Source organism: Devosia elaeis, assembly GCF_001650025.1.
Classification (GTDB): domain Bacteria; phylum Pseudomonadota; class Alphaproteobacteria; order Rhizobiales; family Devosiaceae; genus Devosia; species Devosia elaeis.
The window spans coordinates 83,969-110,431 of record NZ_LVVY01000081.1; the positions used below are offsets into that span (position 1 = coordinate 83,969).

Here is a 26,463-nt window from a genome sequence, read left to right on the forward strand (position 1 = left end):
CCCCGCTCGCGGCGCTTCATGCTGCTGCGGCCGGTGGTCAAGGTGTTCAACGCCGTCCGGCGCTTCATCGATTTCGCCATCTTTTCCAGCCTGACCCGGCGCATCGTCGTGCTCAACATGGCAGGCCTCTTGGTGCTGGTGGTGGGCATTCTCTATCTCAACCAATGGCGCGCCGGCCTGATCGATGCGCGGGTGCAATCGCTGCGCGTGCAGGGCGAAATCATCGCCGCCGCCATCGCCGCCTCGGCCACGGTGGACAGCGACATCATCTCCATCAATCCCGACCGGCTGCTGGATGCGCAGGGGGGCAATGTCTCGCCCCTGTCCTATTTCGACCCGACGCTGCAATTCCCCATCAATCCCGAGCAGGTGGCGCCGCTGCTGCGCAACCTGATCACCCCGACCCGCACCCGCGCCCGCATCTATGACCAGGGCGGACTGATGATCCTGGACAGCGACAATATCTATGCGCGGGGCGAGGTGCTGCGGCAGAATATCGATACCAGCCAGCCGCGCTTCTTCCTGCTGGACTGGTGGAACGCCATCATCTCCTGGGCGCCGGGGGACAATTATCCCACCTACCAGGAATACCAGGCGGACGAAGGCACGCGCTATCCCGAGGTGGCCTCGGCCCTGCAAGGCGCGCCGGCCGATTTCGTGCGCGTGGACAACAAGGGGCAATTGGTGGTGTCGGTGGCGGTGCCGGTGCAGCGCCTGCGCGCCATCGTGGGAGCCATCCTCTTGTCCACCGCGCCGGGCGACATCGATTCCGTCGTGGCCCTGGAACGCTGGAGCCTGTTGCGCATCGCCCTGATCGCGGCGGGCGTGCAGATCGTGCTGTCGCTGCTGCTGGCCGGCACCATTGCCGGGCCGATGCGGCGCCTGTCGGCCGCGGCCGAGCGGGTGCAGACCGCCGGCGACGCCCGGGCGGAAATTCCCGACCTCTCCGACCGGCCGGACGAAATCGGGCATCTGTCCGGTGCGCTGCGACGGATGACCGACGCGCTCTACAACCGCATCGAGGCCATCGAGCGCTTTGCCGCCGACGTGGCCCATGAGCTGAAGAACCCGCTGACCTCGTTGCGCTCGGCGGTGGAGACGCTGCCCCTGGCCAAGAAGGCCGAGGACCGGGCGCGGCTCAACGAGATCATCCAGCACGATGTGCGCCGGCTCGACCGGCTGATCACCGACATTTCCAGCGCCAGCCGGCTGGATGCCGAACTGGCGCGCGAAAGCGCCGACCTGGTGGACGTTGAGAAGCTGGCCGAGGCCATGGTCGCCATCCAGAAGGACGTGGCCGCCGGGCGCGAGGTTTCGGTGGTGATGGCCAAGCGCAGTGGACGCGGCTCCACCATGGTCAATGGCCATGAAAGCCGGCTGGCGCAGGTCTTCGCCAACCTGATCGACAATGCGGTCTCGTTCTCGCCCGAGGGCGGCACGGTCAGCGTCGCCGTTTCCACCGAAGGCGAGGCGATCAACGTGACGGTGACCGACGAGGGCCCCGGCATTACCGGGGACGTGACCCGCATCTTCCAGCGCTTCTATACCGACCGGCCGGAAACCGAGAGCTTCGGCAATCATTCGGGGCTGGGGCTTTCCATTTCCAAGCAGATCGTGGACGCGCACAAGGGCACGATCCGGGCGCAGAACCGCAGCGACCGCTCGGGCGCGGTTTTTACAATTGTGTTGCCCCGGGCCCGCAAATAGACTTGGCGCATGAGCAAGCCCCACAATGTACACGGGACCGGACTGGTCCTGGGAGAGACCGGATTGTTGCTGCGCGGCCCCTCGGGCGCCGGGAAATCGGTTCTATCCATGGCACTCCTGGACCGCTGGGAAGGGCGGGGGCAGCCGGCTTTTCTCGTGGCGGACGACCGGGTCGATATCCTGGACGACGGCACGACGCTGACCATGCTGGCGCCGCCGAGCCTGGCGGGGCTGATCGAATTGCGCGGGCGCGGCATCGTCAGCCGGCCGCACAAGCAGCGCGCGCGCCTGGACCTGGTCATCGACCTGGTGCCCGACCTCATCCGCCTGGTGGAGGAGGAGGAATTGCAAACCGAGCTGTTCGGCCATGTGCTGGCGCGCGCGCCGGTGCCGCAGGCGGGGGTGGTCAGCCTGGGCCACCAGGAATTGCTGGTGGTCGAAGCGGTTCGCGCAAGCCTGGAAGCCACCAAGACGTGACAATTTATCGCTTGCAACGGCCAACCTTGGGTACAAGACTGTGCCCGGCTTACCTGCCTGCACCCGACGGCAAGGTGAAACGAGGGCTCAAGCGCCGACGCGGCCCCCCTATGGATAAGCGTCGACCTTCTGGGGAATGTGCATGATCGGATTGGTTCTGGTGACCCATGGCGCGCTCGCCGACGAGTTCAAGCTGGCCATGGAACATGTAGTGGGGCCGCAGGATTATATCGAAGCCATCGCCATCGGCCCCGACGACAATGCGGAAATGCGCCGCGAGGACATCCTCAAGGCCATCGATCGGGCCGATAGCGGCGCCGGCGTCATCATCCTCACCGACATGTTCGGCGGCACGCCGTCCAATCTCGCCATCTCGGTGATGCAGAACCGCAATGTGGAAGTGATCGCGGGGGTCAACCTGCCCATGCTGGTCAAGCTCGGCCGGGTGCGCGGCGAGATGAGCATGGAAGAAGCGGTCCATATTGCCCAGGAAGCGGGCAAGAAATATATCACGGTGGCCAATGCCGTATTGGGCGGTGCCGGATAATGGATGCAAGCAGGGCGCTGGCCCAGCAGATGACGATTCTCAACCGCAAGGGCCTGCATGCGCGCGCCTCGGCGCGCTTCGTGCGGACCGCGGAATGTTTCGACGCCACCATCAACGTGGTCAAGGACGGCACCTCGGTGGCGGGCAATTCCATCATGGGGCTGATGATGCTGGGCGCCGGGCCGGGCGCCACCATCCTGGTGCAGGCCAGCGGCAAGCAGGCGCGCGAGGCGCTGGAGGCCATTACCGAACTGGTCAATAACGGGTTCGACGAGGATGTGGACGGGGCGGAGGCTTAGGCTGGCCGCGCTGCGATGAAGCGCCGATAGCGACCAGACCTCATGGTGAGCTTGTCGAACCACGAGGTCGCTAGCGCGGTGTTCCCGACCCCGTCCTTCGACAGGCTCAGGAGACCGCATCCGGAGATCGCCCTGGGCGAAATATCCCCCCCAATCGTCATCACCCGGCTTGTCCGGGTGATCCGGGCGCCATTGGCTGTTTGCAGAAGTGGATTGCCCGGACAAGCCGGGCAATGACGACGGATGGGTTCCGAACCAGGCCCAAGAAGACCTCAGCGATGACGCTTCCGGGCCCTGACTTTTTCTTGCCGTTTCGCCGATGCATAATGAACCCGTGCAGGGGAGACCGGCTGGATGCGGCGATTGATTGCGGGTTTGGGCGGTATCGCGCTGGCGGCGAGCCTCAGTCAGTTTCCCGAATATGCGCAGCAATATACCCAGCGCCTGGGCGGGGCGGTGGACGAATTGCGTGTCATCACCGAGGATTTCGACCGCGCGGCCCAGGCCGGCGGCATGGACCGGCAGGCGGCCCTGGCCCGCTACGCCGCCTCCAGCGACAGCTTCCTGGCCGGGCGCGGCGACAGCATGGCGCTGACCTTTGCCCGCTATGCCGATCTGAGCGAGACGCTGGCGCGCATCCAGGGCGCCGGGCCGGTGGAGCGGCTGCGATCGCTGCCGGCCTATATCGACACCGATATCGGGCGGCGGACGCTGGAGCATTACCGGCCGGCCGTGCCGGTCACCATGGAAGGCGTGCTCTATGCCGGGGCGGGGTTCATCCTGGGCTATCTGATCCTGTCGGGATTGGTGCGCTTCTGCGCCCTGCCCTTCCGCCGGCGCCCGCAGGGGCGGATCTACCGTGCGTGACGGACCGCGCCATCGGGTCGGAGATATAACAAACTCTTTATGTCCGTCATTGATCGGCAGGAACGGCTCCCGTATAGAAGGCGCAAGACAAAATCCTGCTGGAGCCCGACATGACCAAGAGCCCGACCGATTATGCGGTCAAGGACATCGCCCTCGCCGATTTCGGCCGCAAGGAAATCTCCATCGCCGAGATCGAAATGCCGGGCCTGATGGCGATCCGCCAGGAATATGCCGCGGCCCAGCCGCTCAAGGGCGCGCGCATTGCCGGCTCGCTGCACATGACGGTGCAGACCGCAGTGCTGATCGAGACGCTGGTGGCGCTGGGCGCCGATGTGCGCTGGGTGTCGTGCAATATCTTCTCCACCCAGGACCACGCCGCCGCCGCCATCGCCGCCGCCGGCATTCCGGTCTTCGCCCACAAGGGCGAGAGCCTCGAGGAATATTGGGAATTCACCGACCGGATGATGGAATGGGGCGATGGCGGCACGCCCAATCTCATCCTCGACGATGGCGGAGACGCCACCATGCTGGTGCTGACGGGCGCCAAGGCGGAGACCAATCCCGCCATTCTCGACAAGCCGGGCAATGAGGAAGAGGAAATCTTCTTCGCCACCATCAAGAAGCGCCTGGCCAGGAATCCCGGATTCTATTCGGCCATCCGCGCCAATATCCGCGGCGTGTCGGAAGAGACGACGACGGGCGTGATGCGGCTCTACCAGCTCCACGCCAAGGGTGAGCTGCCCTTCCCGGCCATCAATGTGAACGACTCGGTGACCAAGTCGAAATTCGACAACAAATATGGCACCCGCGAAAGCCTGGTCGACGCCATCCGCCGCGGCACCGACGTGATGCTGGCCGGCAAGGTGGCCATCGTCTGCGGCTATGGCGATGTGGGCAAGGGCTCGGCGGAATCGCTGCGCGGCGCCGGGGCCCGCGTGCTGGTGACCGAGGTCGACCCGATCTGCGCCCTGCAGGCGGCGATGGAAGGCTTCGAGGTCGTCACCCTCGAAGAGGCCGCGCATCGCGCCGATATCGTGGTGACGGCCACCGGCAATCGCGACGTGCTGATGGTCGACGACATGCGCAATCTCAAGGACATGGCCATCGTCTGCAATATCGGCCATTTCGACAACGAGATCGACGTGCTGGGCCTGCGCAATTTCAAGTGGACCAATATCAAGCCGCAGGTGGACCTGATCGAGCAGCCCAATGGCAAAAGGCTGATCCTCTTGTCCGAGGGGCGGCTGGTGAACCTGGGCAATGCCACAGGGCATCCGAGCTTCGTGATGTCGGCCAGCTTCTCCAACCAGACCCTGGCCCAGATCGAGCTCTGGACCAATGGCGAGAAGATCGAGAAGAAGGTGCATGTGCTGCCCAAGCATCTCGACGAGAAGGTCGCCGAACTGCACCTGGCCAAGCTGGGCGCCAAGCTGACCAAGCTCACCCCGGCGCAGGCCGACTATATCGGCGTCACCGTGGACGGCCCCTTCAAGTCGAGCGAATATCGGTATTAAAGGCCTGCGTTCAACCCCACCGGTCTATCGTCACCACCGGGCTTGTCCCGGTGGTCCATGCCTCGGCGAAATGGATTGCCGGGGCAAGCCCGGCAATGACGACAAGGCGGGTACCGCCCTGCGCCGGGATGACAGCCGGTGGGGACATAAACCGGCTCGAATAAAAAAATCTGCGAAAAGCCCGGCCAGTGCGCCGGGCTTTTACGCTTTTTAAAGGTTTCTGTTTCGTTCCCGGGGTCAAGGGCCTTCCGCCACATTTGCCCGCAACGCACAGCCACGAAGACTCTTTTTCCCGATTCCAGTGCCCGCTATGGTCTAGTGATTCGGGTTGCAAGGGGACACGCAATCCACGAGGGGCAGCCGGGACCATTCGGATCCTGCGTCGGGTGCCCGTCCTGCAGTGGCGTACCGGCCTCTCCCGGCCGGGTTTTCAGCACAATCGAGCGAAAGAGGGCAGTCATGGCGCCGGATCGGCTCCGGAAGCAAATGGGATTCGCGGCACTTGTCAGTGCCCCCCTTACCCTGATGACGGCCGTCCCCGCTTTGGCCCAGGGTTTCGTTCCGGCAAGTCTGGGCGGCATTGCCCCGCTGGCCATCGCGCTGGGCGCGGGCGGCTTCGCCCTGCTGTCCATGGCGGTGCTGCGCACCATCCTGACCGACAATCGCACCATGCGCCGCCGGGCCGCCGAGCAGATCGCCGATCTGCGGGCGCTGGTCGACGAATATGAGAACCTGATTTCGGGCGGCAGCGAGCTGACCATTCTGTGGGGCGGCCAGGGCAGCCCGCGCATCCTGGGACAATCGGGCGCCGTGCTGCCGGCCGGGCGGCAGCCGCAAAGCGTGCTCAACCTGCATACCTGGCTGGGCGCCGCCGAGGCCAATCGCATGGCCACGCTACTGGACGAATTGCGCCTGCAAGGGCGCGGCTTTGCCACCAGCCTGCGCACGCAGGACGGCAAGCTGGTGCGCGCCACCGGCTGGGCCATGGGCAATGGCGCGGCGCTGCGGCTGCGCCCCGCCTTCAGCCAGCCCGGCGACGAGGCGGCCCTGCTGGCCGACAACGCGGCCGAGGCCGCCGCAGGCGATCTCGAGGGCGCCCGCACCATTCTGGGCCTGCTGGCGCAGCCGGCCTTCCTGCGCAATGGCGAGGGCCAATTGGTCTATGCCAATGACGCCTATTGCGCGCTGGCCCGGGCCCTGGGCAAGGCCTGTACCGAGACCCGGCCCGTGGAAATCGCCGAGGCCGCTCCGGGCGCGGCGCAGGCGCAACTGGACCTGGCCGGGCAAGGCCGGTTCGAACTGGTCGAGACGCCCCTGCCCGCCGGCAGCGCCGGCTATCTCAAACCCCTCGACACGGCCAAGCCCGCCGAGGCGGGCCTGGCCCATATCGGGGGCATTATCGACGCCCTGGCCACCCCGATCGCCATCTTCAATGCACGGCGGGAGCTGACCCAGTTCAACGAGGCCTATGCGCGGCTGTGGAACCTGGACCGCTCCTTCCTGGCGCCGGGACTGGACGAACGCGCCATTCTCGACAAGCTGCGCACGCTGGGCATGCTGCCCAACCAGGTCGATTACCATACCTGGCGCGCCAAGCACCTGGAGAGCTATGGCCGCCAGACCCCTTTCGAGGCCGAACCCTGGCACCTGCCGGATGGCCGCACGATCAAGGTGATTTCGGCCCCGGCCGGCCCCAATGGCGGGGTCATCTATGTCTTCGAGGACCTGACCGAGCGGCTGGCGCTGGAAAGCACCAATCGCAGCTTTACCAATGTGCTGCGCGAAAGCATGAATGCGCTCAGCGAAGCGGTGGCGGTTTTCGGCACCAATGGGCGGCTGACCCTGTCCAATCCGCAGCTTTCCAAGCTGTGGAAGCTGCCGATGAACGCCTTCGGCGCCAATCCCCATATCGACCAATTGGCCGAGGCCAGCGGCGTGGCCATTCCCGAGGACGGGGCCAGCATCTGGCGCGACCTCAAGCGCTCCATCGTCGATCTCAACCCCACGCGCACCGACCGCACCGGGCGCATCAACCGTTCGGACGGGCGGCTGATCGACTATGCCATTACCCGCCTGCCCGACGGGCAGACGATGATGACCTTCCTGGACGTGACCGAAAGCGCCTCCTATTCCAAGGTGCTCAAGGAGCGCAATGACGCGCTGGTGGCCGCCGACAGGCTGAAGGACGCGTTCGTGGAGAACGTCTCCTATGAATTGCGCAGCCCGCTGACCAATATTATCGGCTTTGCCGACCTGCTCTCGGGCACCGAGGGCGGCAGCCTCAACGACAGGCAGCGCGACTATATCGATTATATCCGCGCCTCCTCCGTCACGCTGGGCGTGCTGATCGACAATATTCTTGACCTGGCCTCGGTCGATGCCGGCATTGCCGAGCTCAATCCCGAAGTGCTGGACGTGCCCGGCCTGATCGACAAGGCCAAAGCGGGGATTGCCGCCACCTTCCCCGAAGTGGCCGGGGAGGCGCCCAACCTGGTGATCGAGATCGAGCCCGGCCTGCCCCAGTTCACCGCCGACGGCACGCGCATCGTGCAGGTGCTCTATAACCTCCTGTCCAATGCGGCGCGCTTCTCGCCGCCGGGCGGGGAAATCCGGCTGGCCGTGTCGCATCGCGGCGACCGCATGCTCTTCGTCATCGAGGACGAGGGGCCGGGCATTACCGACGAGATGAAGGCGGCGATCCTCACCCGGCTCGACGCGCCGCAGACGGGCGGACGCCAGCGCGGCGCCGGCCTGGCGCTCTCCATCGTGCGCACCTTCGTCAACCTGCATGGCGGCACGATTTCGGCGGAAAGGCGCGAGCCCAAGGGCAGCCGCATCATCGTCAACCTGCCGATGAATTCGGCGCTGGCAGGCGTGGCGGAATAGGGCCGGCGCCGGAAGGTTCCGTTTCGCATTCCTGCTGAAAAGCCTTCACCCCTCACCCCGCCCTCTCCTCCGAGGGGCGAGGGGGCGACAGAACCGGCGCGACCGGCTAGAGGATGGGCCGGAGCCATGAGATGAAAAGCAGCCAGACCTTCCTCCCCGATGACGACGCCACCACGGCCTTCGGCGCCACGCTCGCCGCCCAATTGCGGCCGGGGGATGTCGTGAGCCTTGCGGGCGATCTGGGTGCGGGGAAGACGGCTTTGGCGCGGGCGGTGATCCGGGCCCTGGCGGATGATCCCGATCTGGAGGTGCCTTCGCCCACCTTCGCCATCATCCAGCCCTATGAGACGGGGCGCGGGCCGGTGCTGCATGCCGATCTCTACCGGCTGGCCGATGCCGCCGAAGCGGACGAACTGGGCCTGCTCGACGATCCGGAGGCCATCGTGCTGGTGGAATGGGCGGAGCGGGCGCCGCAGGTGCTGGACGCGGTGACCCTGCAAGTGGACCTGGACATTCCGCCGGGCGGCGCCGGGCGGCATGCGCGGGTGACGCGGCCCGGCGCCTAGCGGCCGGCCTCAATCCTGCCGACGCTTGTGGTGTTCGCTTTCCTGGTTGGCACCGCGCCGGATGGAGCGGTCGCCATGGGAAATCTCGTATTCCCCGGCGGGCTGCTCCACATCCTCGCGGGCTTCGGCCAGCGACTTGCGCCGGGGATCGACATCGATGCCGTCGCTGCGCTCGCGCTTCTGGATAATCGCCTGCTGCTGCTCGCGGGTGCGCGGGCCCTGGGTGACCTTTTCGGTGCCGCGGGTTTCGTGATTGCTCTGCTGGACCATGATCGTCTCCTCATGCCCTCGCTGGGCCAACGGACGAGGGGCGCGCGGGTTGCCAATCGTGATCGGTGCCGGCGCAACCCCTGCCCCGCCGCGCGATTGACCCCATGAGGGCGAGACGGAGGAAACCATGTCCAACAACCATCCCAAGACCCGCCAGCCCAACGACCTGGACCTCAAGCGCAATCCCGGGATCGGCCAGACCACCGAAGGCATCGACCAGCAGGACGCGATCTTCGAGGACGAAGCGGGCGAGAACACCATCGAGGGCGATGTGATGAACGATACGCGGGGCGATGGCAGCATCAATCCCCGCCAGCGCGGGCGGACCAACAAATAGGCCCCAAAGCCCTACCAGGCGGCCAGGATCTCTTCCACCACCGCCTCGACGCCGAGCCCGGAGGAATCGATCCAGAGCCCGCGCCGCTCGGTGTCGCGGTTGAGCGCCCCGGCCAGCACGTCGGGCGGGAAATGGTCGCCATAACCGGTTTTCGCGCGGTCGCGGTCGCGCTGGGCCAGGGTGGCCACATCGGGATTGAGCACGACGATGCGCGGCGACAGATCGGCCAGGGCGGTGGTGACGCGGGTGAAATCGGCGCCGATCAGGATATCCTGATAGATCGTGGTGAAGCCGGCGCCCACGAAGCGGCGCACTGCGTCCATGGCGATATCCTGGCGCAGATGCAATTGCGCCAGCGCCTCCGCATCCAGCACCGGCCCCATGACCGCGCCGCCGCGCACGATCATACGCAGAAAGGCATCGCCGCCGACATGGGCGGATTTTTCGAAGCGCTGCACCAGCGCCTTGGCGATGGTGGATTTGCCGGCGGCCATGGCGCCGGTGATGATGTAGAGCGGGGCGGTCATGATCGGTAGTGCATGGACCAAAAGCGCCGTTCGCGCAATCAGGCGCGCGCCAGAAGGGTTCGGTGCCGATCCATCCAGGCGGCGCTTCTGGCCCGCCACGCCATGGCCCACAAGGCTTCGACCGGGGCGGTGCTGTCCGGCGTGATAGCCGCCTCGACCGCCTCGTTGGCGCTGTCATGGAGGGCCAGGATGACCATGGTGTCGACCAGCCTTTCCCGCGCGCCGGCCGGCAGGCCATAGCCATCGACGATGGCCCGGAAATGGCGGGCGCGGGTGGCGGCCGGGGCGAGGCCCAGGCGGGCTTGGAGATCGTCGTCGAACAAATGGGCATTGAGCCAGCAGAGCTGGGCCAGCTCCACCATGGGATCGACCGGCCCGGCCTGTTCCCAATCGATGAAGCCTGTCGGGCGACCGTTCTCGGCCAGAATGTTCCAATCGCCCAGATCGCAATGGCCGATGAGGCGCGCGCCGTCCCCAAGGGCGCGACCAAACCAGTCGCGCCAGACAGCCCCGGCTGGCGGCACGAAGCGCACGCTGAGCCGGTGGAACTCCGCCAACATCCCGCCGAGCGCGAAATGGGCTTCGTCCGGCCAAGGGCCGGGATGAGGCGAGGCGCCGGGCAGATAGGTGAGGGTTTCGCGGCCCTGCTGGTCGAAGCCAGTGCCGACGACGCGCGGGGCGCCGCTGAACCTTTCCGCTTCAAGGAAGCGCAAAAGGGCGTGGACGGCGGGCGCCCAGGGGCCGGTGTCGCGGTGGACGACATCGCCGATGCGCCGCACTGCGGTACGGCCGCCGCCGGGGAGGAGTTCGCCGTCCTCCGCGGTCAATGCGCCTCGTCCCAATTTTTCGCCGCATGCGCGTCCACCTGGATCGGCACGGATAGCCGAACCGCCGGCTCCGCTGCGCCTTCCATGACCTTCCTGATCACCGGGATGGCGTCGTTCTCCGTGCCTTCCGGCACTTCGAAGATCAGTTCGTCGTGGACCTGCAGCAGCATGTCGGCTTCGACGCCCGCCTTTGCCAGCTCGCCTTCCATGCGGATCATGGCGCGGCGGATGATGTCGGCGGCGCTGCCCTGGATGGGGGCGTTGATGCTGGCGCGTTCCACGAAGCTGCGTTCGCTGGGATTGCCGGAATTGGCGTTGGGGAACTGGATCTTGCGGCCGAAAATGGTGGTGACGTGGCCATCCACCTTCACCTTGGCGCGCTGGGCATCCATGTAATCCTTGATGCCGGGGAAGCGCTCGAAATAGGTCTTGATGTAATCGCCCGCCTCGCCGCGGGCGATGCCGAGCTGGTTGGCGAGGCCAAAGGCGGAAATGCCGTAGATGATGCCGAAATTGATGGCCTTGGCGCGGCGGCGCACTTCGCTGGGCATGCCCTCGACCGGGACATTGAACATTTCGGACGCCGTCATGGCGTGAATGTCGAGCCCTTCCTCGAAGGCGTCCTTGAGCGCCTGGATATCGGCGATATGGGCGAGGACGCGCAATTCGATCTGGGAATAGTCGGCCGAGACCAGCACCTTGCCCGGCGGGGCGATGAAGGCGGTGCGGATCTTGCGGCCGTCTTCGGTGCGGACCGGGATGTTCTGCAGGTTCGGATCGTTGGAGGAAAGGCGCCCGGTGAGCACCGAGGCCTGGCTGTAGGAGGTGTGCACCCGGCCGGTGCGCGGATTGATATAGGTGGGCAGGGCATCGGTATAGGTGCCCTTGAGCTTGGTGAGCTGGCGCCAATCGACAATGGTGCGGGCCAGCGGAATGCCCTTCAGGGCCAGGTCTTCGAGCACGCCCGCGCCGGTCGCCCAGGCGCCGGTCTTGGTCTTGGTGCCGCCTTCGAGCCCCATCTTGTCGAAGAGGATTTCGCCCAGCTGCTTGGGGGAGCCGAGATTGAAGCTCTGCCCGGCCAGTCCATGTGCCTCGGCCTCGAAGGCGGCGGCGCGCTGGGCGAAATCGCCGGAGAGGCGGGCCAGGATCTGCCGATCGACCATGATTCCGCGCGCTTCCATGCGGGCGAGAACCGGGGCGAGCGGGCGCTCCAGCGTCTCATAGAGCGCGGTGGCGTTTTCGGCGGAGAGGCGCGGCTTCAGCACATGCCAGAGGCGCAGGGTGATATCGGCGTCCTCGGCGGCGTATTTCGCGGCGGCGGGAATTTCGAGCTGGTCGAAAGTCTTCTGGTTCTTGCCGGTGCCGGCGAGCTCGGAAAAGGTGATGGTCTTGTGGCCGAGCCAGTGGTCGGCCAGCACGTCGAGCCCGTTATATTGCGGGCCATCCAGCGCATAGGAGATGAGCATGGTGTCGTCGATCGGCGCCATGGCGATGCCGTAGCGGGCGAAGACTTCCATGTCATATTTGGTGTTCTGGCCGATCTTGAGGATCGAGGGATCCTCGAGGACCGGCTTCAAACTGTCGAGCACGAAGCCGATGGGCAATTGCCCCTCGACCGGGCCCCCGCCGCCCAGAAGATCGCCGGGCTTGGCATGGCCGACCGGAATATAGCAGCCCTCGCCGATCTCGGTGGACAGGCAGATGCCCACGATATCGGCCATTTGCGGATCGAGGCCGGTGGTCTCGGTATCGATGGCGACATGGCCGCGTGACATGATCTTTTCGATGCAATGGGCCAATTGCTCGGGCGTGGTCACGATCTCATAGGCATCGTAATTGACCGGGATGGCCTTGACGCGCGCATGCTCCTCGGCAGCGTGGCGGGCCGGGCCGGTGCCGGGCACGACATTGGCCGCGAGCTTGGCCTTGGCGACGGACAGGTCGGCGGATTTCTTCGGCGCCCCCACATCCCTGGTGCCGCCGGCCCTGAGCTCCGGGTCGGGCTCGAAATCATCCGGATTGGCATCGAGCACCGTGGCCAGGCGCTTGGTGATGGTGGCGAATTCCATCGCCTTTAGGAAGGGAAACAGCGTCGCCGGATTGATCGGCTGGCGGGCAAGGCCATCGAGATCGATCTCGACAGGCACCTTCTGCTCCAGCGTCACCAGCTTTTTCGAGATGCGGGCGAGCTCGGCATTGGCGATCAGCTTTTCGCGGCGGGCATTCTGCTTGATCTCGCCGGCCCGCTCGAGCAGGGTTTCGAGATCGCCATAGGTATTGATTAGCTCGGCCGCCGTCTTGACGCCGATGCCCGGCACGCCGGGGACATTGTCGACGCTGTCGCCGCAGAGCGCCTGCACGTCGATGACCTTGTCGGGGGTGACGCCGAACTTGGTGAAGACCTCGTCGGGGCCGATCCAGCGCAGGGGCGGCTGGCCCGGGCGGGGAATGGTATCGAGCAGGCGGATGGAGCCATCGGGCTCGACCAGCTGCATCAGATCCTTGTCCGAGGAGGCGATGGTGACCTTCATCCCCGCATCGCGCGCCATGCAGGCATAGGTGGCCATGATGTCGTCGGCCTCCCACCCCTCCATTTCGATGGAGGGGATGGAAAAGGCGCGGGTGGCCGAGCGGGTGAGCGGGAATTGGGGCACCAATTCCTCGGGCGCAGGCGGGCGCTGGGCCTTGTAATCGGGATAGATATCGTCGCGGAAAGTCTTGCCCTTGGCATCGAAGATGACGGCCATATGGGTGGGGGCCTCGCCGCCATCCATGTCCTGCGTCAGCTTGTACAGCATGTTGCAGAAGCCCTGGACACAGCCCACCGGCAGCCCGTCCGACTTGCGGCTCAAGGGCGGCAAGGCGTGGAAGGCGCGGAAGATATAGCCCGAGCCATCGACGAGCAGCAGATGCATGAGACGATTCCTCTTGTTAACGGCGGGGACTTTACCGCCTCGCCCGCCAGGATGGCACCCATTTTCGTCCGGACCTGTCAGCAGGCGTGGGACTTTTCCCACTGGACCCAACTTCGCCACTTTCATAGGCTAGCCTCACTTGGCCTAGGAATGCGGGCGGCCCGCTTCCGTGAACCGGCTGGTGCAGCCGAAAGGACATTTCGTGACAGCGAGCCCGACACAGGGCCACAAGGCCACCATTGTGGTGGTCGATGACGATGCCCTGATTACGCTCAACATGGTGGACCAGCTCAGCGACCTTGGCTACATGGCGCTGGAGGCCTTTTCGGGCCGCGAGGCGCTGGCGATCCTCGAGGCCCGCTCCGACGTGGATGTGCTGGTCACCGATTTTTCCATGCCCGGCATGAGCGGGGTGGAACTGGCCGAGGCCGCGCTGGCGCTCTATCCGCGCCTCAATGTGCTGCTGACCACCGGCTATGCCGAATTGCCCGAAGGGATCGCGTGCACCCTGCCCCGGCTGGAAAAGCCCTTCCGGGAGGACGAATTGCGGGCGAAAATCGAGGAATTGCTCGGCGCCGTGCCGAGCTAGATCATCTCACGTGCAAACGGACACATTTCTATCGCTCTCTCCCTCGTATGGGGAGGGAAGCAAAGAACCGCGATTCCAGCTCAATATGGACTGTTTTAGGGGTATTTAACCCAATCGGGCTCGTCACCCTCGGGCCTGACCCGAGGGGTCTTCGTTTGGGCGCATGGCAAACGCCCTCGGGTCAGGCCCGAGGGTGACGAGCCGTTGGTGGGTGGGTTCAGCTATGCCCTGATAGCCCCCCTTCCCTCAAACCCTTCTCTTAAGGGTGAGCAAAGCAAAAGAGCCGTGATCCCAGCTCAATGTGAACCGCTCCAGGGCCGGTTCAGCGGACGCCGCGTGCGGCCAAAGCGGGCTTCAGCGCAACCCGCTCTTCTGCAGCAGGCCCAGGCGCTTGGCGTCGTAATAATAGCCGCGGGCATAGAACTGGACGGCGCGATCCTCGTTGCCGCCGGCCGTCATATAGGCGCCGGCGAGATAGCGCACCGCATAACGCAGATTGGTCTCGGCATCGAGCAGGGCGGAAGGCTCGCCCGAAAAGCCCATGCCGCGGGCGGTGGCGTGGCTGATCTGCATGAGGCCGTAATAGGGGCCGTTGCGGGCCGCCGGATTATAGCCGCTTTCGCGCACGATGACCCGGCGCACCAGCGCCTCGGGCACGTCATATTGGGTGGCGTAATGGGCGATGAGCCCATCGAGCGCGCCGCGGGGGCTGCCGGCATAGGCCATGACGAGATCGTCGCCGGCGCGGGGCACGGCGGCGGCGGGCGGCACATGGCCCGCCCGGGTTTCGGGGATCGTGGGCGCCACGCTGGCAATGGCGGCGCTGGCGCTGGTGCGATTGCCGGGCAAGGGCTTGATGCCTGCCACCGAACAGCCGGCCATGGTCAGGGCCAGAACGGCGATGAAGGGAATGGATAGCGGCCGGGTGGCGTTGGGCATTTTACGGGCAATCCTTCAATCCGCCCTCCCCCGCCGGGCGGTCGCGGCAGCCTCGCATCCCTCGAATGCCAGAACCGCCCAAACTGGGTGTCGGTGCATCGCCGTTTCGGAAAACCAATCCCCGAATTTTCCCCCGATGCCCCGGAGCGCCGAACGATCCCCACAGGAAACGCGACTGCGATGCTCTAGTGGTCAATCAGGGCGGCTTAATGGCGGAAATGCGACGGCGCGGCAAGCCCCATTGGCCGGGCAGGATGCCGGAAGGCCCGGAAGAGCGGGGCGGGCGAGCCAGAGGTTTACATCGAGGCTCATGGCCTTAGACTAACCCCTCGCCGCCGCGCCCGAAACCCGATCGATCTCCCCCATGAGGTCCGGCGCGGCTGATTTGAACGGCCGCCGCAAGGCGGGGGCCACAAGAATTCCCCGAAAGGCTCGTCCCATGGCCATTGCCCAGAACGGCGACATCGTTCGCATCAATTATTCCGGCCGCCTCGTCGACGGCACCCAGTTCGATTCCTCCGAGGGCCGGGCGCCGCTCGAATTCACCCTCGGCCAGGGCCAGGTGATCAGCGGGCTGGAGGCGCATGTCTCCGGCATGCAGACCGGCGAGAAGAGCACCGTGACCATTCCGGCCGCCGCCGCTTACGGCCCCCGCCGCGAGGAAGCCGTGCAGCGGCTGGACCGCGCCAAGGTGCCCAATGGCATCGAACTCAAGGTGGGTACGCAATTGCAGGCCCGCACCGCCGATGGCGGCATGCTGCCGATCACCGTGGTCGGGATGGATGCGCAGAGCGTGACCGTGGATGCCAATCATCCCCTGGCCGGCCAGGACCTGGTTTTCGACGTCGAACTGGTCGAGGTGGTGAAGGCGGCCTAGAGCCGCCCGCCGCGGGCCTGGCGGCCCGGCACGGTGAACGCAGCGCGCAGGGCGCTCGCCTTGTCCCGGCTGATGCAGCCTTCGGCATGGTCATTGACCAGGCCCATGGCCTGCATGAAGGCGAAGATGGTGGTGGGGCCGACAAAGCGCCAGCCGCGCTGTTTCAACGCCTTGGACAAGGCCACAGATTCCGGCGCGGTGCTGCGGCTCTGCGGCAGGCCCGGCGCTTCCGGCTCATAGCGCCAGACGAAGGCGGCCAGCGAACCGGCCTCGGCGATCAGCTCGCGGGCGCGGCGCGCATTGTTGATGACGGCCTCGATCTTGCCGCGATGGCGCACGATGCCCGCATCGGCCAGGAGACGCTCGACATCCGCTTCGGCAAAGGCCGCCACCTTATCGATCTCGAAGCCGGCAAAGCCGGCGCGAAAGGCCTCGCGCTTGTTGAGGATGGTGCGCCAGCTGAGGCCCGACTGAAAGCTTTCCAGCGCCAGCTTTTCGAAAAGCAGCCGATCATCACCGACCGGGAAGCCCCATTCCTCGTCGTGATAGGGCAGGAATTCCGGCGCGCCGGCACACCAGCGGCATCGAGGCCGGCCATCGGGCCCTTCAATCGTCTGCATCGGATCGCCCCCCATCGGCACGCGTTGTCCGCGCCAGGTTTCGCACGCTGCATGGAAATCGAAAAGAGCTGTCAGGTCCTGTCAGCAGCAACAAGGCGCCGCGCCGATGGCACCCATGCCCTTGGCCATGGCCGCAATCGCGGCGGGGCGCGGCCGGGTGAACAAAGCCCTGGCGGAACGCGATTTCGTCGGTTGCACATTGGCCATGCTTGCACTAGGTTCTCGCCCGTTCGTCGGGCTCGCCCGATTCAGGTCTGCACCCGTAGCTCAGCTGGATAGAGCGCTGCCCTCCGAAGGCAGAGGTCACAGGTTCGAATCCTGTCGGGTGCGCCATTTCCGTGCAGAGTTCTGAACGCCGATCCCGCCGGTTTCCGCTTGAGGCGACGCAGGGCGAGGCATTCATTGCCGGCTTAATGTAGGGCGACGCCGTCCAGATGTCGCAACTTGTCGGGGTTTCGCGTGATGAAGATCGCGATGATTTTTCCCCGCTCTATTTGCAAGGCCGTGGTCTGCACAAGGCCTCCCTCTTCGATCGTCACGAAGCCAGGAATCCCGTCGATTAGAGCGTAGCGAACGAGGCGTGATGGCGATCTGCTGAAATCGCGAGCGAGCTGGGCGTGCCGCTCCATCACCGCATGAATGCCGGCCAGCGGAACAAGGGAAGCCGACACCTTGCCACCGCCATCCGAATAGGCGGTGACATCGTCGGCGAGAAGGGTGCGCAATTTGCGCATGTCCCCGTGGCGGGAGGCTGCAAAAAATGCGGCCGCGAATTCCATCCCCTGTTCCTTCGTTATCGGGAAGCGGGGGCGAGCCTTGTGTATGTGGGTACGCGCACGCGTGGCCAATTTCCGACAGGTCGATGGTTTGCGGTCGAGGGCTTCTGCAACATCGTCGAATGCCAAGCCAAACACGTCATGAAGCAAAAAGGCGGCCCGTTCCAATGGCGACAGACGCTCCAGCGCAACCATGAGCGGGAAAGTGATGTCGTCCATGACGTCCACCTCATCAGCATTGATGAAGGGTTCCGGCAGCCACGGCCCGATATAGGTTTCGCGCCGACGCCTGGCGGAATTCAATTCATTCAGGCACAGGCGCGTAACGATGGTGCGAAGCAGCGCCGCTGGCTGGCGAACGCTCTCATGGTCGAGCGCCAGCCAGCGGATATAGGCATCCTGGACCACGTCCTCCGCATCGGCGATCGAGCCGAGCATGCGATACGCCACCCGTATCAGGCGAGGTCGCATATCGTTGAATGATGGAGAAGCGTGCATCCCATTCATATCCGTCCACCCGATGCCGGTTCACCCCTCGGCGAGAACCGCGTTGACCTTGTAGAGGCTCGGCTGAACGGACTTCGCCAGCCCGGCAAACTGTTTGAGCTGCTCCTGCGTTTCCGGCCTGTTCATGAAGCCGTCGAAATGCGCCCGGGACGCCCATTGAGCATAGTTGACGACCTTTTTTCCATCCAGGCTGCTGTGGATGCACACCGAGATGAAGCCCGACTGGTGCCTGATCGTGTTCTCGGTGGCTTCCGACAATGCCTGCACCAATGCGTCCTGCATCTGTGGATCCACTTCATAGACATTGATCAGAGTCAGACTCGCAGATTGGGGATCGATCAGTGCGTTATTCTTGCCGGCCATTGCTGCCTCCTGAGAAAGTTCGTTCCGCAGATCATGACAAGCAAGGCCGGAAAAATGTGACATGGAGATGCGCGAACAGGTGCGAGACCTTGCCATTGCGCGGCCGGGCCCCTGCTAATGCTTCGGCATGGAGGCGGGTCTGCTGCTGCGCCTTTGGATGCGCGCCGAAGCGGTCATTGCCGGCCTCGGAGCCAATGGCTATCGCGCCGGCGTGCTGGCGCTGCTCGACATGATTGAGCAATGATTGCCGATAACAGGAGTGCGGGCGGCGCCGGCATTGGCCAGCGCCGCATCCTATGGGGTCAGCCTCGGGAGGGCAGGCAGGCGGGGCCGGCGGGTTCGAAGCTTTTATAGGTGAGGATGAATTCGCGGTGGCCCAATTGCTCAGACTTGGTTTCCTCGCCTGACGCCACCGCCTCGATGAGGCCGAGGATTTCGGCGCCGACATCGTCGAGGCTGGCCCGGCCCTCCAGGATGCGACCGGCATCGACGTCCATGTCATCCTCGAGCTTGCGATAGGTATCGGGATTGGCACAGACCTTGACCACCGGCGAAAGAGCCGAGCCCACCACCGAGCCGCGGCCGGTGACGAACAGGGTCATGTGGCAGCCCGACGCCATCATCTCCACGATCTCGGCATTGTCCGAAATATTGGGGAAGCCGAAGCGCACCTCGCCATCGGGGACCACGTCCATCAGATAGAGCCCGCCCTTGGGCGGCAGCGTACCCGGCTTGATGATGCCCGAGATTTGCGAGGAGCCGGACTTGGCATAGGCGCCCATCGATTTTTCCTCGATGGTGGAGAGGCCGCCATCGGCATTGCCCGGCGCAAAGCTGCCATAGCCGAGCGTGGCGTAATAGGTGGCGGCCTTGGCCACCGAGGCGCGCAATTCGGCGGCCAGTTCGGGCGTCGCGGCGCGGTCGGCCATGATGTCCTCGCAGCCGATCAATTCGCCGGTTTCCTCGAAAATGCAGGTGGCGCCAGCCTCGACCAGCATATCGAAGGCCCGGCCGACCGCCGGATTGCCGGTGATGCCGGAGGTACCGTCGGAGCCGCCGCAGACGGTGCCGATCACCAATTCGTCGAGCGCCATGGGCACCGTTTCGGCCCGGCGCAGGGCGACGAGCTGTTCCTCGACCCAGGCGCGGCCCTGTTCGATGGTGCGCCGCGTGCCGCCATCGTTCTGGATGGTGAGGGTATGCACCGGCCGGCCGGAGGCGGCGACGACTTCGGAGAGCTGATACTTATTGAAGCTCTCGCAGCCCAGCGACAGCAGCAGCACCGCGCCCACATTGGGGTGCGTGGCGAGCTTTTCCATCATGTCCTGGGCATAGATATTGGGAAAGCAGCCGGGAAAGCCGATGAGATGGACGGCTTCGCCCCGGAATTCGGCGACGATCTCGCGTCCCACATGATGGGCGCATTCGACCAGATAGGCGACGGCCACGACATTGCGAATGCCCTTGCGTCCGTCCGGGCGGGGATAGCCGCGCAATTGTCCGCTCATTGTGCCGGCTCCTCCTGCTTGCGCTCGATGACGTGAGTGGCTGTGTAGTCGCTCTTGATATTGTGGATATGCACGTGTTCCCCCACGGCAATGGGCGCCGTCGCCGAGCCGATCGGCGCGCCGTATTTGAGGATTTTCTCGCCCGGCGCGATGGCCCGGCGCGCGATCTTGTGGCCACGATCGAGCCGATGCGGCAGCGTAACGGCCCGGTCGTCGATGACCAGGGTTTCGCCCTCCCCGACCGCTTCGCGCAGCACAAAGACGTTGTCGGCGGGCGACAACAGCAGGAGCCGAAGGTCGGTCACGTCACATCACCCCGAAGGTATCGAAAGCCTCGCGCGTGCTCATGCCATTGCGAATGGCGACGGCGACGGCGTTCTCGGTATTGTTCTTCTCGATGGCGCGGGCGACCGCTTCCTGCTCGGCCTCGCGCGGGATGACCAGCACGCCTTCGCGGTCGGCGAAGATGAGGTCGCCGGGATGGATGCGGATGCCCTCGATCTCGATGGCGGTGCGGAAATCGATGACCTTGCCGCGCACGCCCTGATCCTGGGCATAGATGCCGCGCGAAAAGACCGGGAAGCCCAGCCGCTCGATTTCGCCCGCATCGCGGATGAACCCGTTGAGGATGGCGCCGCCGGCCTTGAGGTGCTGGGCGCGGGTGCTCATCAGCCCGCCCCAGAGCGCGTAGTTGAACGAGGAGCCGGAGGCGATGTAGATCTCATCCGGCTTGAGGTCGTCCAGGGCCTCGAACATGATGCCGAAGGGCACGCGCGACAGCGGGCCGCGCGCATCCTCACCGCCCTCGTCGAACACATCGGCTTCCAAAACCGGCATGGCGCGCCCGGCGATCCGGGTGGTTTCAACCAGCGGCTTGATGGCCTGCGGCAGGAATTGCCGCCGGAACCCCATCGCGTCGAGCACGTCACCGACAACAGCGGTGAAGAGCTCTTCCTTGAGGACGCGGATCAGCTCCGCATCGGTCATTTTGGTCGTCATGATTTCCTCGGAGCGCTAATGCACAAGCGCCAGTGATATTTCGGGAATGAAGGTGATGAGCAGCAGCGCCACGATCAGCGCCAGATACATGCCGAGCGATTCCCGCATGAACTCTCCCACCTTGACCTTGGTGATGTTGCAGACCACCAGCATCACCGTGCCCACCGGCGGCGTCAGCGTTCCGATCGACAGGTTGATGATGAGAATGATGCCGAAATGCACCGGATCGATGCCGGCAGCGGTCACGGTCGGCATGAGAATGGGCACCAGCACGATCATCAGGGCCGTGCCTTCAATCACCGTGCCCAGAGCCAGGAACATCACGTTCATGGCCAGGAGCAGCATGATCGGATTGAGATCGAGACCGATCAACGTCGTCGCCAGCGACTGGCCGACCTGCTCGAGCGAGAATACCCAGGCCAGCGCCGAGCTCGCCATGATCACCAGCATGACCGAGCCGGTGGTCTTGCCGGTTTCCACCAGCGCGTCGAAGACGTGGTGCGGCCGCATTTCGCGATAGATGATGAAACCAATGAACAGCACGAAGAGCACCGCAAAGGCGCCGGCTTCGGTGGGCGTGAAGATATTGGCGCGGATGCCGCCGATGACCGCTACCACCAGCACGATGGCAGGCCAGGCCTGGAACAGGACGGAGCCGGTTTCGCGCGGCTCGGGCCAGGTCTCGCGTGTCGGCTTATAGCCGCGCTTCTTTGACACCACGTAAGTGACGACCATCAGCAGGCCTGCGAGCAGCAGGCCCGGCAGAATGCCGGCCAGGAACATGTGCCCAACCGAAACATTGGCCAAAAGCGCATAGATGATGAGCGCGATACCTGGGGGAATGATCGGGGTGACCAGCGAGCTGGCCGCGGTCACCGCCGCCGAGAAGCCCTTGCTGTAGCCGCTCTTGACCATTTCGGGCACGAGCATGCGCGAGGTCATGGCCGCATCGGCCAGGTTCGAGGCGCTCATGCCGCTCATCAGCAGCGACAGCAGGATATTGGCCTGCGCCATGCCGCCGGTCATGCGGCCCACCAGCAGGTCGGCGAGCTTGAGCATGCGGCTGGCAATGCCGGTAAAGCTCATCAGCGTGCCGAGCAGGATGAAGAGCGGAATGGCGAGCAGCGCAATGTTCTGGGTCGGCGCAATCACACGCTGGATGGCGATGTTGATCGGCACCTGATTGATGAACAGGAAATAGCACAGGACGGCCAGGATGATGGCCACGTAAAGCCGCATGTTGAGCGCGATGAGCGCCAGCAGGACCAGGACGACAATACCCAGATTATCCATTGGCCTTGTCTCCGGTCAGGCTGCGCAGCACGCCGATGAGGCGGTGCGCCGTGAAGATGCAGATGCCCGCGCAGCCGATCGGGAAGGCGATGTAAATCCAGAAATAGGGAATGCGCAGAATTTGAGTGACACGCGTCTGGCTGGCCAGCGCGAGATCGAGGCCGATCTTGGCGGCATAGAGCAGCACGACGATCGACAGGAGGGACAAAATCAGATCCAGCACCTTGCCCAATTTGGCGGGGAAGGCATCGGTCAGCACCGAAATCGTCAGATGCCGGTCGTCCTTTTCGGCAGCAATGGCGCCGAGCATGACGATCCAGATAAACAGGAAGACGCTCATTTCCTCGGCGAAGTGCAGAGGCTGGGAGAGCACGTAGCGCTGGAACACGGCCCAGTTGCTGAGGACCACCAGGGCCGCGAGGCTGATGGCCAAAAGCCAGTTCACCGGTCGTTCGAGGAACTTCATGGCGAAAATCCTAGGGAGGGAGCCTGGAGGTGGGCGCGCCCAGGTCTGCGCGCGCCCACCGGGATCAGATGCTTACTGCAGTTCGGCCTGAATGCGCTCGTAGAGGCCTTCGGACCATTCGGGGAACTGGGAATAGACCGGGGCGGTCAGCGCCTGGAAGGGCGCGGTATCGACCTCGATCACCTCGACGCCGGCGGCCTTCATTTCCTCGATCATCTGGTTGTCGAGCTCGGTGACCAGTTTCTGGCTGTAGAGGCCGGCTTCGTAGCCGGTATCGAGCACGAGCTGCAGGTGTTCGGGGCTCAGCGTGGAGAAGAAGGCTTCGCCGCCGACGAACATGGCCGTGTTGGTGAGATAGCCCATGAGGGTGAGATATTTGGCTTCTTCATGGAACTTCTGGCCATGCAGCACGGCGATGGGGTTCTCCACCGCGTCGATCACGCCCTGGGTGAGGGCGGTATAGACTTCGCCCAGCGGCATCGGGGTCGGGGTCGCTCCCATGGCCTCGAAAGCGCGGATCTGCATCAGGTTGTTCGGCACGCGCACCTTGAGGCCGGCCAGGTCTTCCGGGGTCCGGACGGGGCGGGTCGAGATCAGGTGCCGCACGCCATAGAGCAGGTTGGGAATGACGACACGGATGCCGTGATCGTTGCGCAGCTTCTCGGCTTCGGCGGCGAACCATTCACCGTCATAGATGGCCAGGAGCTTGGCCGGATCGTCGCTGAGATAGGGTCCGAAAAGCACGCCCAGATCGGGCTCGTAATCGGCCAGGAAGCCGACATCGGTAATGGTGATGACGTTGAGGCCCATAACGGCCTGGTCGGTCACGTCCGACTTGGAACCCAGCTGCGAGGACGGAAACAGTTCGAGCGCGATTTCGCCATTGGACCGCTCTTCCAGCATGTCCTTCCAGTAATGCATGACCTGGTCGACCGGCTCGCCGGGATTGTTCTCATAGGCGACGCGGATGGTCACCTCCTGAGCCTGGGCCAGGCTCACCGACAGCAGGGTCGAAGCGGCCAATGCGGCAATAAGTTTCTTCATGGATAGTCTCCTCACTGAATTTTAGGGGAACTGGAAAGCGGGATCAGAAGCCGATCACCGCTCCGCCATCCACCACCAGGGTCTGGCCGGTGACATAGGCGGCGGCGGGGGATGCGAGATAGACGCAGGCCCAGCCGATATCTTCGGGACGGCCAAGCCGCTTGGCCTGGATGCGGCCCATGATCCTGGCGCGGCGTTCGGGATCGGCCGAGGTCGCCTTGCGGAACAGATCGGTGTCGATCCAGCCGGGTGCGACGGCGTTGACGCGAATGCCGCGCTCGGCGAATTCGGCGGAAAGCCCGCGCACCGCGCCGGTCAGCGCCGTCTTGGCCACGGTATAGCCCATGACCAGGGGCTGGCCGATGAACGAGGTCATCGAGGCGGTAAAGATGATCGCGCCGGCGCCCTTGCCGATCTGGCCGGGCAGCACGGCCCGCGTCAGCTCCAGCGCGCCGCGCACATGCACATCGAACACCTCGTCGAAATCCGCCATGCTCGATTGCTCGAAGGGCTTCTTGACGGTGTTGCCGGCATTGTTGACCAGAATGTCGATAGCGCCGTGGCGGGCGAGGATGCCCTTGGCGGCCTCGGCCAAGCCGGCGATGTCGGCAAGATCGAGCACTTCGGCGGCGGCATTGTCGCCCAGTTCGGCCAGCGCGGCATCGAGCACATCGGCGCGGCGGCCGGCGACGATGACCCGGGCGCCGGCCGCGCTCATGCATTTGGCGATGGCCAGGCCCAGGCCGGAGCCGCCGCCGGTCACCAAAGCCGTCTTGCCCTGCAGGCCGAATGTGTCGACCAGGGATCGGGTCGGCAGCGTCATGCACCGACCTCGACGACGATCTTGAGCGCGTCCGGATTGTCCACCCAGAACGGCAGCGCCTTGTCGGCCTCGGCAAAGCTGAAGCGCTTGGAAATCAGGGCATCGGCCTTGGCGCCCAGGGTTTCGAGATAGGCGACGACCGCCTCGAAATCGGCGCGGGTCGCGTTGCGCGAGCCGAGAATGTCGAGTTCCTTGAGATTGAAGAACCGGGTTTCGTAGCTGACCGGCGCCTTGGAATAGCCGACATAGACCACTCGACCGGCAAAACCGACAAAATCGATGGCCTGGGTGAAGGTCAGCGGCAGGCCCACGGCTTCGATCACCACATCGGCGCCGTCACCATTGGTCAGCGCCTCGATGCGCTGCGCCACATCCTCGGCACCGGCGACGATGACGTCGGCAGCCCCGAACTGGCGGGCGAACTCGGCCTTCTGGGCATTGACGTCGACGGCGATGACCCGGGCGCCGCGGGCCGCGGCCCCGATAATGGCGCCCATGCCGATCATGCCGCAGCCGAGAACCACGACAATGTCGCCGGCCTGGACCGCGCCGCGGGCAACGGCATGGAAGCCCACGGAAAGCGGCTCGACCAGCGCCAGATGGGCCGGCGCCAGGGTCGCGTTGAGGATGATCTTCTCGGCCGGCAGGACCAGGAATTCGGCCAGGCCACCCTCCTGCTGCACGCCCAGGGTCTTGTTGTAGCGGCAGGCATTGAGGCGCCCCTTGCGGCAGGACGAGCAGGTGCCGCAATTGGTATAGGGCACGACGATGGCGCGCTGGCCGATCAGGCCGGCATCGACGCCGGCGCCCACGCCCACGACCTCGCCACCGATTTCATGGCCGGGAATGCGCGGCAGCTCCACCAGGGGATTGAGCCCCTTGAAGGTATTGAGGTCGCTGCCGCACAGGCCCACATGTCTCACGGCCAGCATGACCTCGCCCGCACCCGGAGCGGGGCGGTCGATATCGGCAATTTCGCAGCGGCCTTCGGCGGCAATTCTAACGGCCTTCATTCTGGTTCGGTCACCTTGATTGCTTCATGTTCGGACAGCGCTTCGGCCAGGGAGGCCTCGCTGAGGGCGTAGTGCTCGACGAAAGCAGCGGTGACCTTTTCCAGGGACCGCGCTTCGAGCGCATCGACGATTTCCTGATGGTTCTCGAGCGAGCGCACATCGTGATGCGGGCGCTGCTTGCCGATCTCCTGGTAGAAGACGATGATCGGCCGCAGGGCGGTGAACAGCTTGCCGATCACGATATTGCTGGACGCATCGACCAGCACCTTGTGGAAGGCATAGTCGGCTTCGGCACCCTGGTGCACCGTCAAGGCACCGCGCATCCGCATCAGGTGCTGTTTCAGTTCGGCGATCTGTTCGTCGCTGATCCGCTTCACCACCGAAGGCATCAGCGCCAGGTCGATGCCGCGACGGAACTCGATCATATCCCGGCAGGTCTCGAGCGAGCGATCGAAGGCCCCCTCGACGATATCGAAGGCCACGGTCAGGTCCGGCGTGGTCACGCGCGGGCCCCGCTGGGTCTTTTCCACGAAACCATAGGCTTCAAGGAAGATCAGCGCCTCGCGCACCGTATTGCGGCTGACGGCGAAACGCTCGGCATAGAGCCGTTCATTGGGGAGATGATCCCCAATTTTGTAATTGGTCTGGATATCGGCCTTGAGCGCGTCGAAGACGCCGCGAACCGCGGTGACACGAACCAAATGAACTTCTCCTCCCTTGGTCCAACAATAGGACCAATTGACCAAATTCTTTCCGGATAGCGCCGGGATGTCAATCCCGAAGTAAATGATTGGGGAAAATGGCGGTCCAGGCAGGCGAGCGACAGACCTTCCGGCGCCCGCAGGGACGACGGAGGAATGGTGGATTCCGGCGCCAAGCGCTCCTCCCCCGGCCGCTGTTCACTCAG

The 26,463-nt window shown here is 64.7% G+C and carries 28 protein-coding genes and 1 tRNA gene; 12 read left to right on the forward strand and 17 right to left on the reverse strand.

The window, feature by feature from the left end; all coding sequences use genetic code 11:
• Positions 1-18 precede the first annotated feature (18 nt).
• From A3840_RS09460 to tsaE, 8 genes are all read left to right on the forward strand, one after another.
• Complete coding sequence (locus A3840_RS09460; RefSeq protein ID WP_082903788.1) at positions 19-1,707, forward strand: sensor histidine kinase; 1,689 nt, start codon at positions 19-21, stop codon at positions 1,705-1,707.
• A gap of 9 nt (positions 1,708-1,716) precedes the next feature.
• Positions 1,717-2,184 (forward strand): HPr kinase/phosphorylase, encoded by a 468-nt coding sequence (locus A3840_RS09465; protein WP_067455380.1) that lies wholly within the window; start codon positions 1,717-1,719, stop codon positions 2,182-2,184.
• Between the two features lie 142 nt (positions 2,185-2,326).
• A complete protein-coding gene (locus A3840_RS09470) occupies positions 2,327-2,731 on the forward strand; it encodes a PTS sugar transporter subunit IIA (RefSeq protein WP_067455383.1) in 405 nt (134 codons plus the stop codon).
• Entirely contained in the window at positions 2,731-3,030 is a 300-nt protein-coding gene (locus A3840_RS09475; protein ID WP_067455386.1) for an HPr family phosphocarrier protein, read from the forward strand. The genes A3840_RS09470 and A3840_RS09475 overlap by 1 nt, the downstream gene beginning before the upstream one ends.
• A 354-nt stretch (positions 3,031-3,384) precedes the next feature.
• Positions 3,385-3,897, forward strand: a complete 513-nt coding sequence (locus A3840_RS09480; protein WP_067455389.1) for a DUF2937 family protein — start codon at positions 3,385-3,387, stop codon at positions 3,895-3,897.
• A 110-nt stretch (positions 3,898-4,007) separates the two neighbouring features.
• A complete protein-coding gene (ahcY, locus tag A3840_RS09485; protein ID WP_067455392.1) occupies positions 4,008-5,411 on the forward strand; it encodes an adenosylhomocysteinase in 1,404 nt (467 codons plus the stop codon).
• A gap of 486 nt (positions 5,412-5,897) precedes the next feature.
• Entirely contained in the window at positions 5,898-8,297 is a 2,400-nt protein-coding gene (locus tag A3840_RS09490) for a sensor histidine kinase (RefSeq protein WP_165603162.1), read from the forward strand.
• Positions 8,298-8,428: 131 nt separating this feature from the next.
• On the forward strand, positions 8,429-8,863 hold the full coding sequence (gene tsaE / locus A3840_RS09495; RefSeq protein ID WP_067455397.1) for a tRNA (adenosine(37)-N6)-threonylcarbamoyltransferase complex ATPase subunit type 1 TsaE: 435 nt from the start codon (positions 8,429-8,431) through the stop codon (positions 8,861-8,863).
• A 9-nt stretch (positions 8,864-8,872) separates the two neighbouring features.
• Here tsaE and A3840_RS09500 read toward each other — a convergent pair whose 3' ends face one another.
• Positions 8,873-9,133: a hypothetical protein gene (locus tag A3840_RS09500; protein WP_067455400.1), complete on the reverse strand. Its 261-nt coding sequence runs from the start codon at positions 9,131-9,133 to the stop codon at positions 8,873-8,875.
• 127 nt (positions 9,134-9,260) lie between these two features.
• Here A3840_RS09500 and A3840_RS09505 point away from each other — a divergent pair, with 127 nt between their 5' ends.
• On the forward strand, positions 9,261-9,470 hold the full coding sequence (locus tag A3840_RS09505) for a hypothetical protein (protein WP_067455403.1): 210 nt from the start codon (positions 9,261-9,263) through the stop codon (positions 9,468-9,470).
• A gap of 11 nt (positions 9,471-9,481) precedes the next feature.
• Here the strand turns inward: A3840_RS09505 and A3840_RS09510 are convergent, their stop codons facing one another.
• From A3840_RS09510 to polA, 3 genes are read right to left on the reverse strand one after another with little or no spacing between them, the layout of a single operon-like run.
• Positions 9,482-9,997 (reverse strand): AAA family ATPase, encoded by a 516-nt coding sequence (locus tag A3840_RS09510; protein ID WP_067455405.1) that lies wholly within the window; start codon positions 9,995-9,997, stop codon positions 9,482-9,484.
• A gap of 38 nt (positions 9,998-10,035) precedes the next feature.
• Complete coding sequence (locus A3840_RS09515; protein ID WP_245676584.1) at positions 10,036-10,824, reverse strand: aminoglycoside phosphotransferase family protein; 789 nt, start codon at positions 10,822-10,824, stop codon at positions 10,036-10,038.
• The gene (polA, locus tag A3840_RS09520; RefSeq protein WP_067455407.1) at positions 10,821-13,739 is read right to left on the reverse strand and encodes a DNA polymerase I; all 2,919 of its coding nucleotides are present in this window, start codon (positions 13,737-13,739) and stop codon (positions 10,821-10,823) included. The genes A3840_RS09515 and polA overlap by 4 nt, the downstream gene beginning before the upstream one ends.
• 202 nt (positions 13,740-13,941) lie before the next feature.
• On the opposite strand from polA, the gene A3840_RS09525 reads away from it, so the two are divergent.
• On the forward strand, positions 13,942-14,328 hold the full coding sequence (locus A3840_RS09525) for a response regulator (protein ID WP_131798292.1): 387 nt from the start codon (positions 13,942-13,944) through the stop codon (positions 14,326-14,328).
• Between the two features lie 354 nt (positions 14,329-14,682).
• Here the strand turns inward: A3840_RS09525 and A3840_RS20255 are convergent, their stop codons facing one another.
• Positions 14,683-15,267 carry a transglycosylase SLT domain-containing protein gene (locus tag A3840_RS20255; RefSeq protein ID WP_082903782.1) on the reverse strand — a complete coding sequence of 195 codons (585 nt, stop codon included), beginning with the start codon at positions 15,265-15,267 and terminating at the stop codon, positions 14,683-14,685.
• A 439-nt stretch (positions 15,268-15,706) separates the two neighbouring features.
• On the opposite strand from A3840_RS20255, the gene A3840_RS09535 reads away from it, so the two are divergent.
• Positions 15,707-16,144 carry an FKBP-type peptidyl-prolyl cis-trans isomerase gene (locus A3840_RS09535; RefSeq protein ID WP_067455411.1) on the forward strand — a complete coding sequence of 146 codons (438 nt, stop codon included), beginning with the start codon at positions 15,707-15,709 and terminating at the stop codon, positions 16,142-16,144.
• Here A3840_RS09535 and A3840_RS09540 read toward each other — a convergent pair.
• Positions 16,141-16,764, reverse strand: a complete 624-nt coding sequence (locus A3840_RS09540; RefSeq protein WP_067455414.1) for a DNA-3-methyladenine glycosylase I — start codon at positions 16,762-16,764, stop codon at positions 16,141-16,143. The genes A3840_RS09535 and A3840_RS09540 overlap by 4 nt on opposite strands.
• Positions 16,765-17,020: 256 nt before the next feature.
• Here A3840_RS09540 and A3840_RS09545 point away from each other — a divergent pair.
• A tRNA-Arg gene (locus tag A3840_RS09545) sits at positions 17,021-17,097 on the forward strand.
• Between the two features lie 77 nt (positions 17,098-17,174).
• Here A3840_RS09545 and A3840_RS09550 read toward each other — a convergent pair.
• From A3840_RS09550 to A3840_RS09600, 11 genes are all read right to left on the reverse strand, one after another.
• Positions 17,175-18,047 carry a sigma-70 family RNA polymerase sigma factor gene (locus tag A3840_RS09550; RefSeq protein WP_067455417.1) on the reverse strand — a complete coding sequence of 291 codons (873 nt, stop codon included), beginning with the start codon at positions 18,045-18,047 and terminating at the stop codon, positions 17,175-17,177.
• A 21-nt stretch (positions 18,048-18,068) separates the two neighbouring features.
• Complete coding sequence (locus A3840_RS09555; RefSeq protein WP_067455420.1) at positions 18,069-18,410, reverse strand: putative quinol monooxygenase; 342 nt, start codon at positions 18,408-18,410, stop codon at positions 18,069-18,071.
• Positions 18,411-18,712: 302 nt separating this feature from the next.
• Positions 18,713-19,918 (reverse strand): UxaA family hydrolase, encoded by a 1,206-nt coding sequence (locus tag A3840_RS09560; protein ID WP_067455423.1) that lies wholly within the window; start codon positions 19,916-19,918, stop codon positions 18,713-18,715.
• Positions 19,915-20,223, reverse strand: coding sequence for a UxaA family hydrolase (locus tag A3840_RS09565; RefSeq protein ID WP_067455426.1), 309 nt, complete (start codon positions 20,221-20,223; stop codon positions 19,915-19,917). Before A3840_RS09565 ends, A3840_RS09560 begins: the two co-directional genes overlap by 4 nt.
• A 1-nt stretch (position 20,224) precedes the next feature.
• The gene (locus A3840_RS09570) at positions 20,225-20,917 is read right to left on the reverse strand and encodes an RraA family protein (protein ID WP_067455429.1); all 693 of its coding nucleotides are present in this window, start codon (positions 20,915-20,917) and stop codon (positions 20,225-20,227) included.
• A gap of 15 nt (positions 20,918-20,932) precedes the next feature.
• On the reverse strand, positions 20,933-22,210 hold the full coding sequence (locus tag A3840_RS09575) for a TRAP transporter large permease (RefSeq protein WP_067455432.1): 1,278 nt from the start codon (positions 22,208-22,210) through the stop codon (positions 20,933-20,935).
• Positions 22,203-22,676, reverse strand: a complete 474-nt coding sequence (locus tag A3840_RS09580; protein ID WP_067455436.1) for a TRAP transporter small permease — start codon at positions 22,674-22,676, stop codon at positions 22,203-22,205. The genes A3840_RS09575 and A3840_RS09580 overlap by 8 nt, the downstream gene beginning before the upstream one ends.
• A gap of 72 nt (positions 22,677-22,748) precedes the next feature.
• The gene (locus A3840_RS09585; RefSeq protein WP_067455439.1) at positions 22,749-23,720 is read right to left on the reverse strand and encodes a C4-dicarboxylate TRAP transporter substrate-binding protein; all 972 of its coding nucleotides are present in this window, start codon (positions 23,718-23,720) and stop codon (positions 22,749-22,751) included.
• 43 nt (positions 23,721-23,763) lie between these two features.
• Complete coding sequence (locus tag A3840_RS09590) at positions 23,764-24,543, reverse strand: SDR family NAD(P)-dependent oxidoreductase (RefSeq protein ID WP_067455442.1); 780 nt, start codon at positions 24,541-24,543, stop codon at positions 23,764-23,766.
• Positions 24,540-25,556 (reverse strand): zinc-binding alcohol dehydrogenase family protein, encoded by a 1,017-nt coding sequence (locus tag A3840_RS09595; protein ID WP_067455445.1) that lies wholly within the window; start codon positions 25,554-25,556, stop codon positions 24,540-24,542. Before A3840_RS09595 ends, A3840_RS09590 begins: the two co-directional genes overlap by 4 nt.
• Positions 25,553-26,257, reverse strand: coding sequence for a FadR/GntR family transcriptional regulator (locus A3840_RS09600; protein WP_067455448.1), 705 nt, complete (start codon positions 26,255-26,257; stop codon positions 25,553-25,555). The genes A3840_RS09595 and A3840_RS09600 overlap by 4 nt, the downstream gene beginning before the upstream one ends.
• Positions 26,258-26,463: the final 206 nt, after the last annotated feature.

Bases quoted from the DNA above. Each gene is read 5' to 3' on its own strand.
- A3840_RS09460 (WP_082903788.1), top strand. From the start codon at position 19: ATGCTGCTGCGGCCGGTGGTCAAGGTGTTCAACGCCGTCCGGCGCTTC.
- A3840_RS09465 (WP_067455380.1), top strand. From the start codon at position 1,717: ATGAGCAAGCCCCACAATGTACACGGGACCGGACTGGTCCTGGGAGAG.
- A3840_RS09470 (WP_067455383.1), top strand. From the start codon at position 2,327: ATGATCGGATTGGTTCTGGTGACCCATGGCGCGCTCGCCGACGAGTTC.
- A3840_RS09475 (WP_067455386.1), top strand. From the start codon at position 2,731: ATGGATGCAAGCAGGGCGCTGGCCCAGCAGATGACGATTCTCAACCGC.
- A3840_RS09480 (WP_067455389.1), top strand. From the start codon at position 3,385: ATGCGGCGATTGATTGCGGGTTTGGGCGGTATCGCGCTGGCGGCGAGC.
- ahcY (WP_067455392.1), top strand. From the start codon at position 4,008: ATGACCAAGAGCCCGACCGATTATGCGGTCAAGGACATCGCCCTCGCC.
- A3840_RS09490 (WP_165603162.1), top strand. From the start codon at position 5,898: ATGGGATTCGCGGCACTTGTCAGTGCCCCCCTTACCCTGATGACGGCC.
- tsaE (WP_067455397.1), top strand. From the start codon at position 8,429: ATGAAAAGCAGCCAGACCTTCCTCCCCGATGACGACGCCACCACGGCC.
- A3840_RS09500 (WP_067455400.1), bottom strand. From the start codon at position 9,133: ATGGTCCAGCAGAGCAATCACGAAACCCGCGGCACCGAAAAGGTCACC.
- A3840_RS09505 (WP_067455403.1), top strand. From the start codon at position 9,261: ATGTCCAACAACCATCCCAAGACCCGCCAGCCCAACGACCTGGACCTC.
- A3840_RS09510 (WP_067455405.1), bottom strand. From the start codon at position 9,997: ATGACCGCCCCGCTCTACATCATCACCGGCGCCATGGCCGCCGGCAAA.
- polA (WP_067455407.1), bottom strand. From the start codon at position 13,739: ATGCATCTGCTGCTCGTCGATGGCTCGGGCTATATCTTCCGCGCCTTC.
- A3840_RS20255 (WP_082903782.1), bottom strand. From the start codon at position 15,267: ATGCCCAACGCCACCCGGCCGCTATCCATTCCCTTCATCGCCGTTCTG.
- A3840_RS09535 (WP_067455411.1), top strand. From the start codon at position 15,707: ATGGCCATTGCCCAGAACGGCGACATCGTTCGCATCAATTATTCCGGC.
- A3840_RS09540 (WP_067455414.1), bottom strand. From the start codon at position 16,764: ATGCAGACGATTGAAGGGCCCGATGGCCGGCCTCGATGCCGCTGGTGT.
- A3840_RS09550 (WP_067455417.1), bottom strand. From the start codon at position 18,047: ATGAATGGGATGCACGCTTCTCCATCATTCAACGATATGCGACCTCGC.
- A3840_RS09555 (WP_067455420.1), bottom strand. From the start codon at position 18,410: ATGGCCGGCAAGAATAACGCACTGATCGATCCCCAATCTGCGAGTCTG.
- A3840_RS09560 (WP_067455423.1), bottom strand. From the start codon at position 19,918: ATGAGCGGACAATTGCGCGGCTATCCCCGCCCGGACGGACGCAAGGGC.
- A3840_RS09570 (WP_067455429.1), bottom strand. From the start codon at position 20,917: ATGACGACCAAAATGACCGATGCGGAGCTGATCCGCGTCCTCAAGGAA.
- A3840_RS09575 (WP_067455432.1), bottom strand. From the start codon at position 22,210: ATGGATAATCTGGGTATTGTCGTCCTGGTCCTGCTGGCGCTCATCGCG.
- A3840_RS09580 (WP_067455436.1), bottom strand. From the start codon at position 22,676: ATGAAGTTCCTCGAACGACCGGTGAACTGGCTTTTGGCCATCAGCCTC.
- A3840_RS09585 (WP_067455439.1), bottom strand. From the start codon at position 23,720: ATGAAGAAACTTATTGCCGCATTGGCCGCTTCGACCCTGCTGTCGGTG.
- A3840_RS09590 (WP_067455442.1), bottom strand. From the start codon at position 24,543: ATGACGCTGCCGACCCGATCCCTGGTCGACACATTCGGCCTGCAGGGC.
- A3840_RS09595 (WP_067455445.1), bottom strand. From the start codon at position 25,556: ATGAAGGCCGTTAGAATTGCCGCCGAAGGCCGCTGCGAAATTGCCGAT.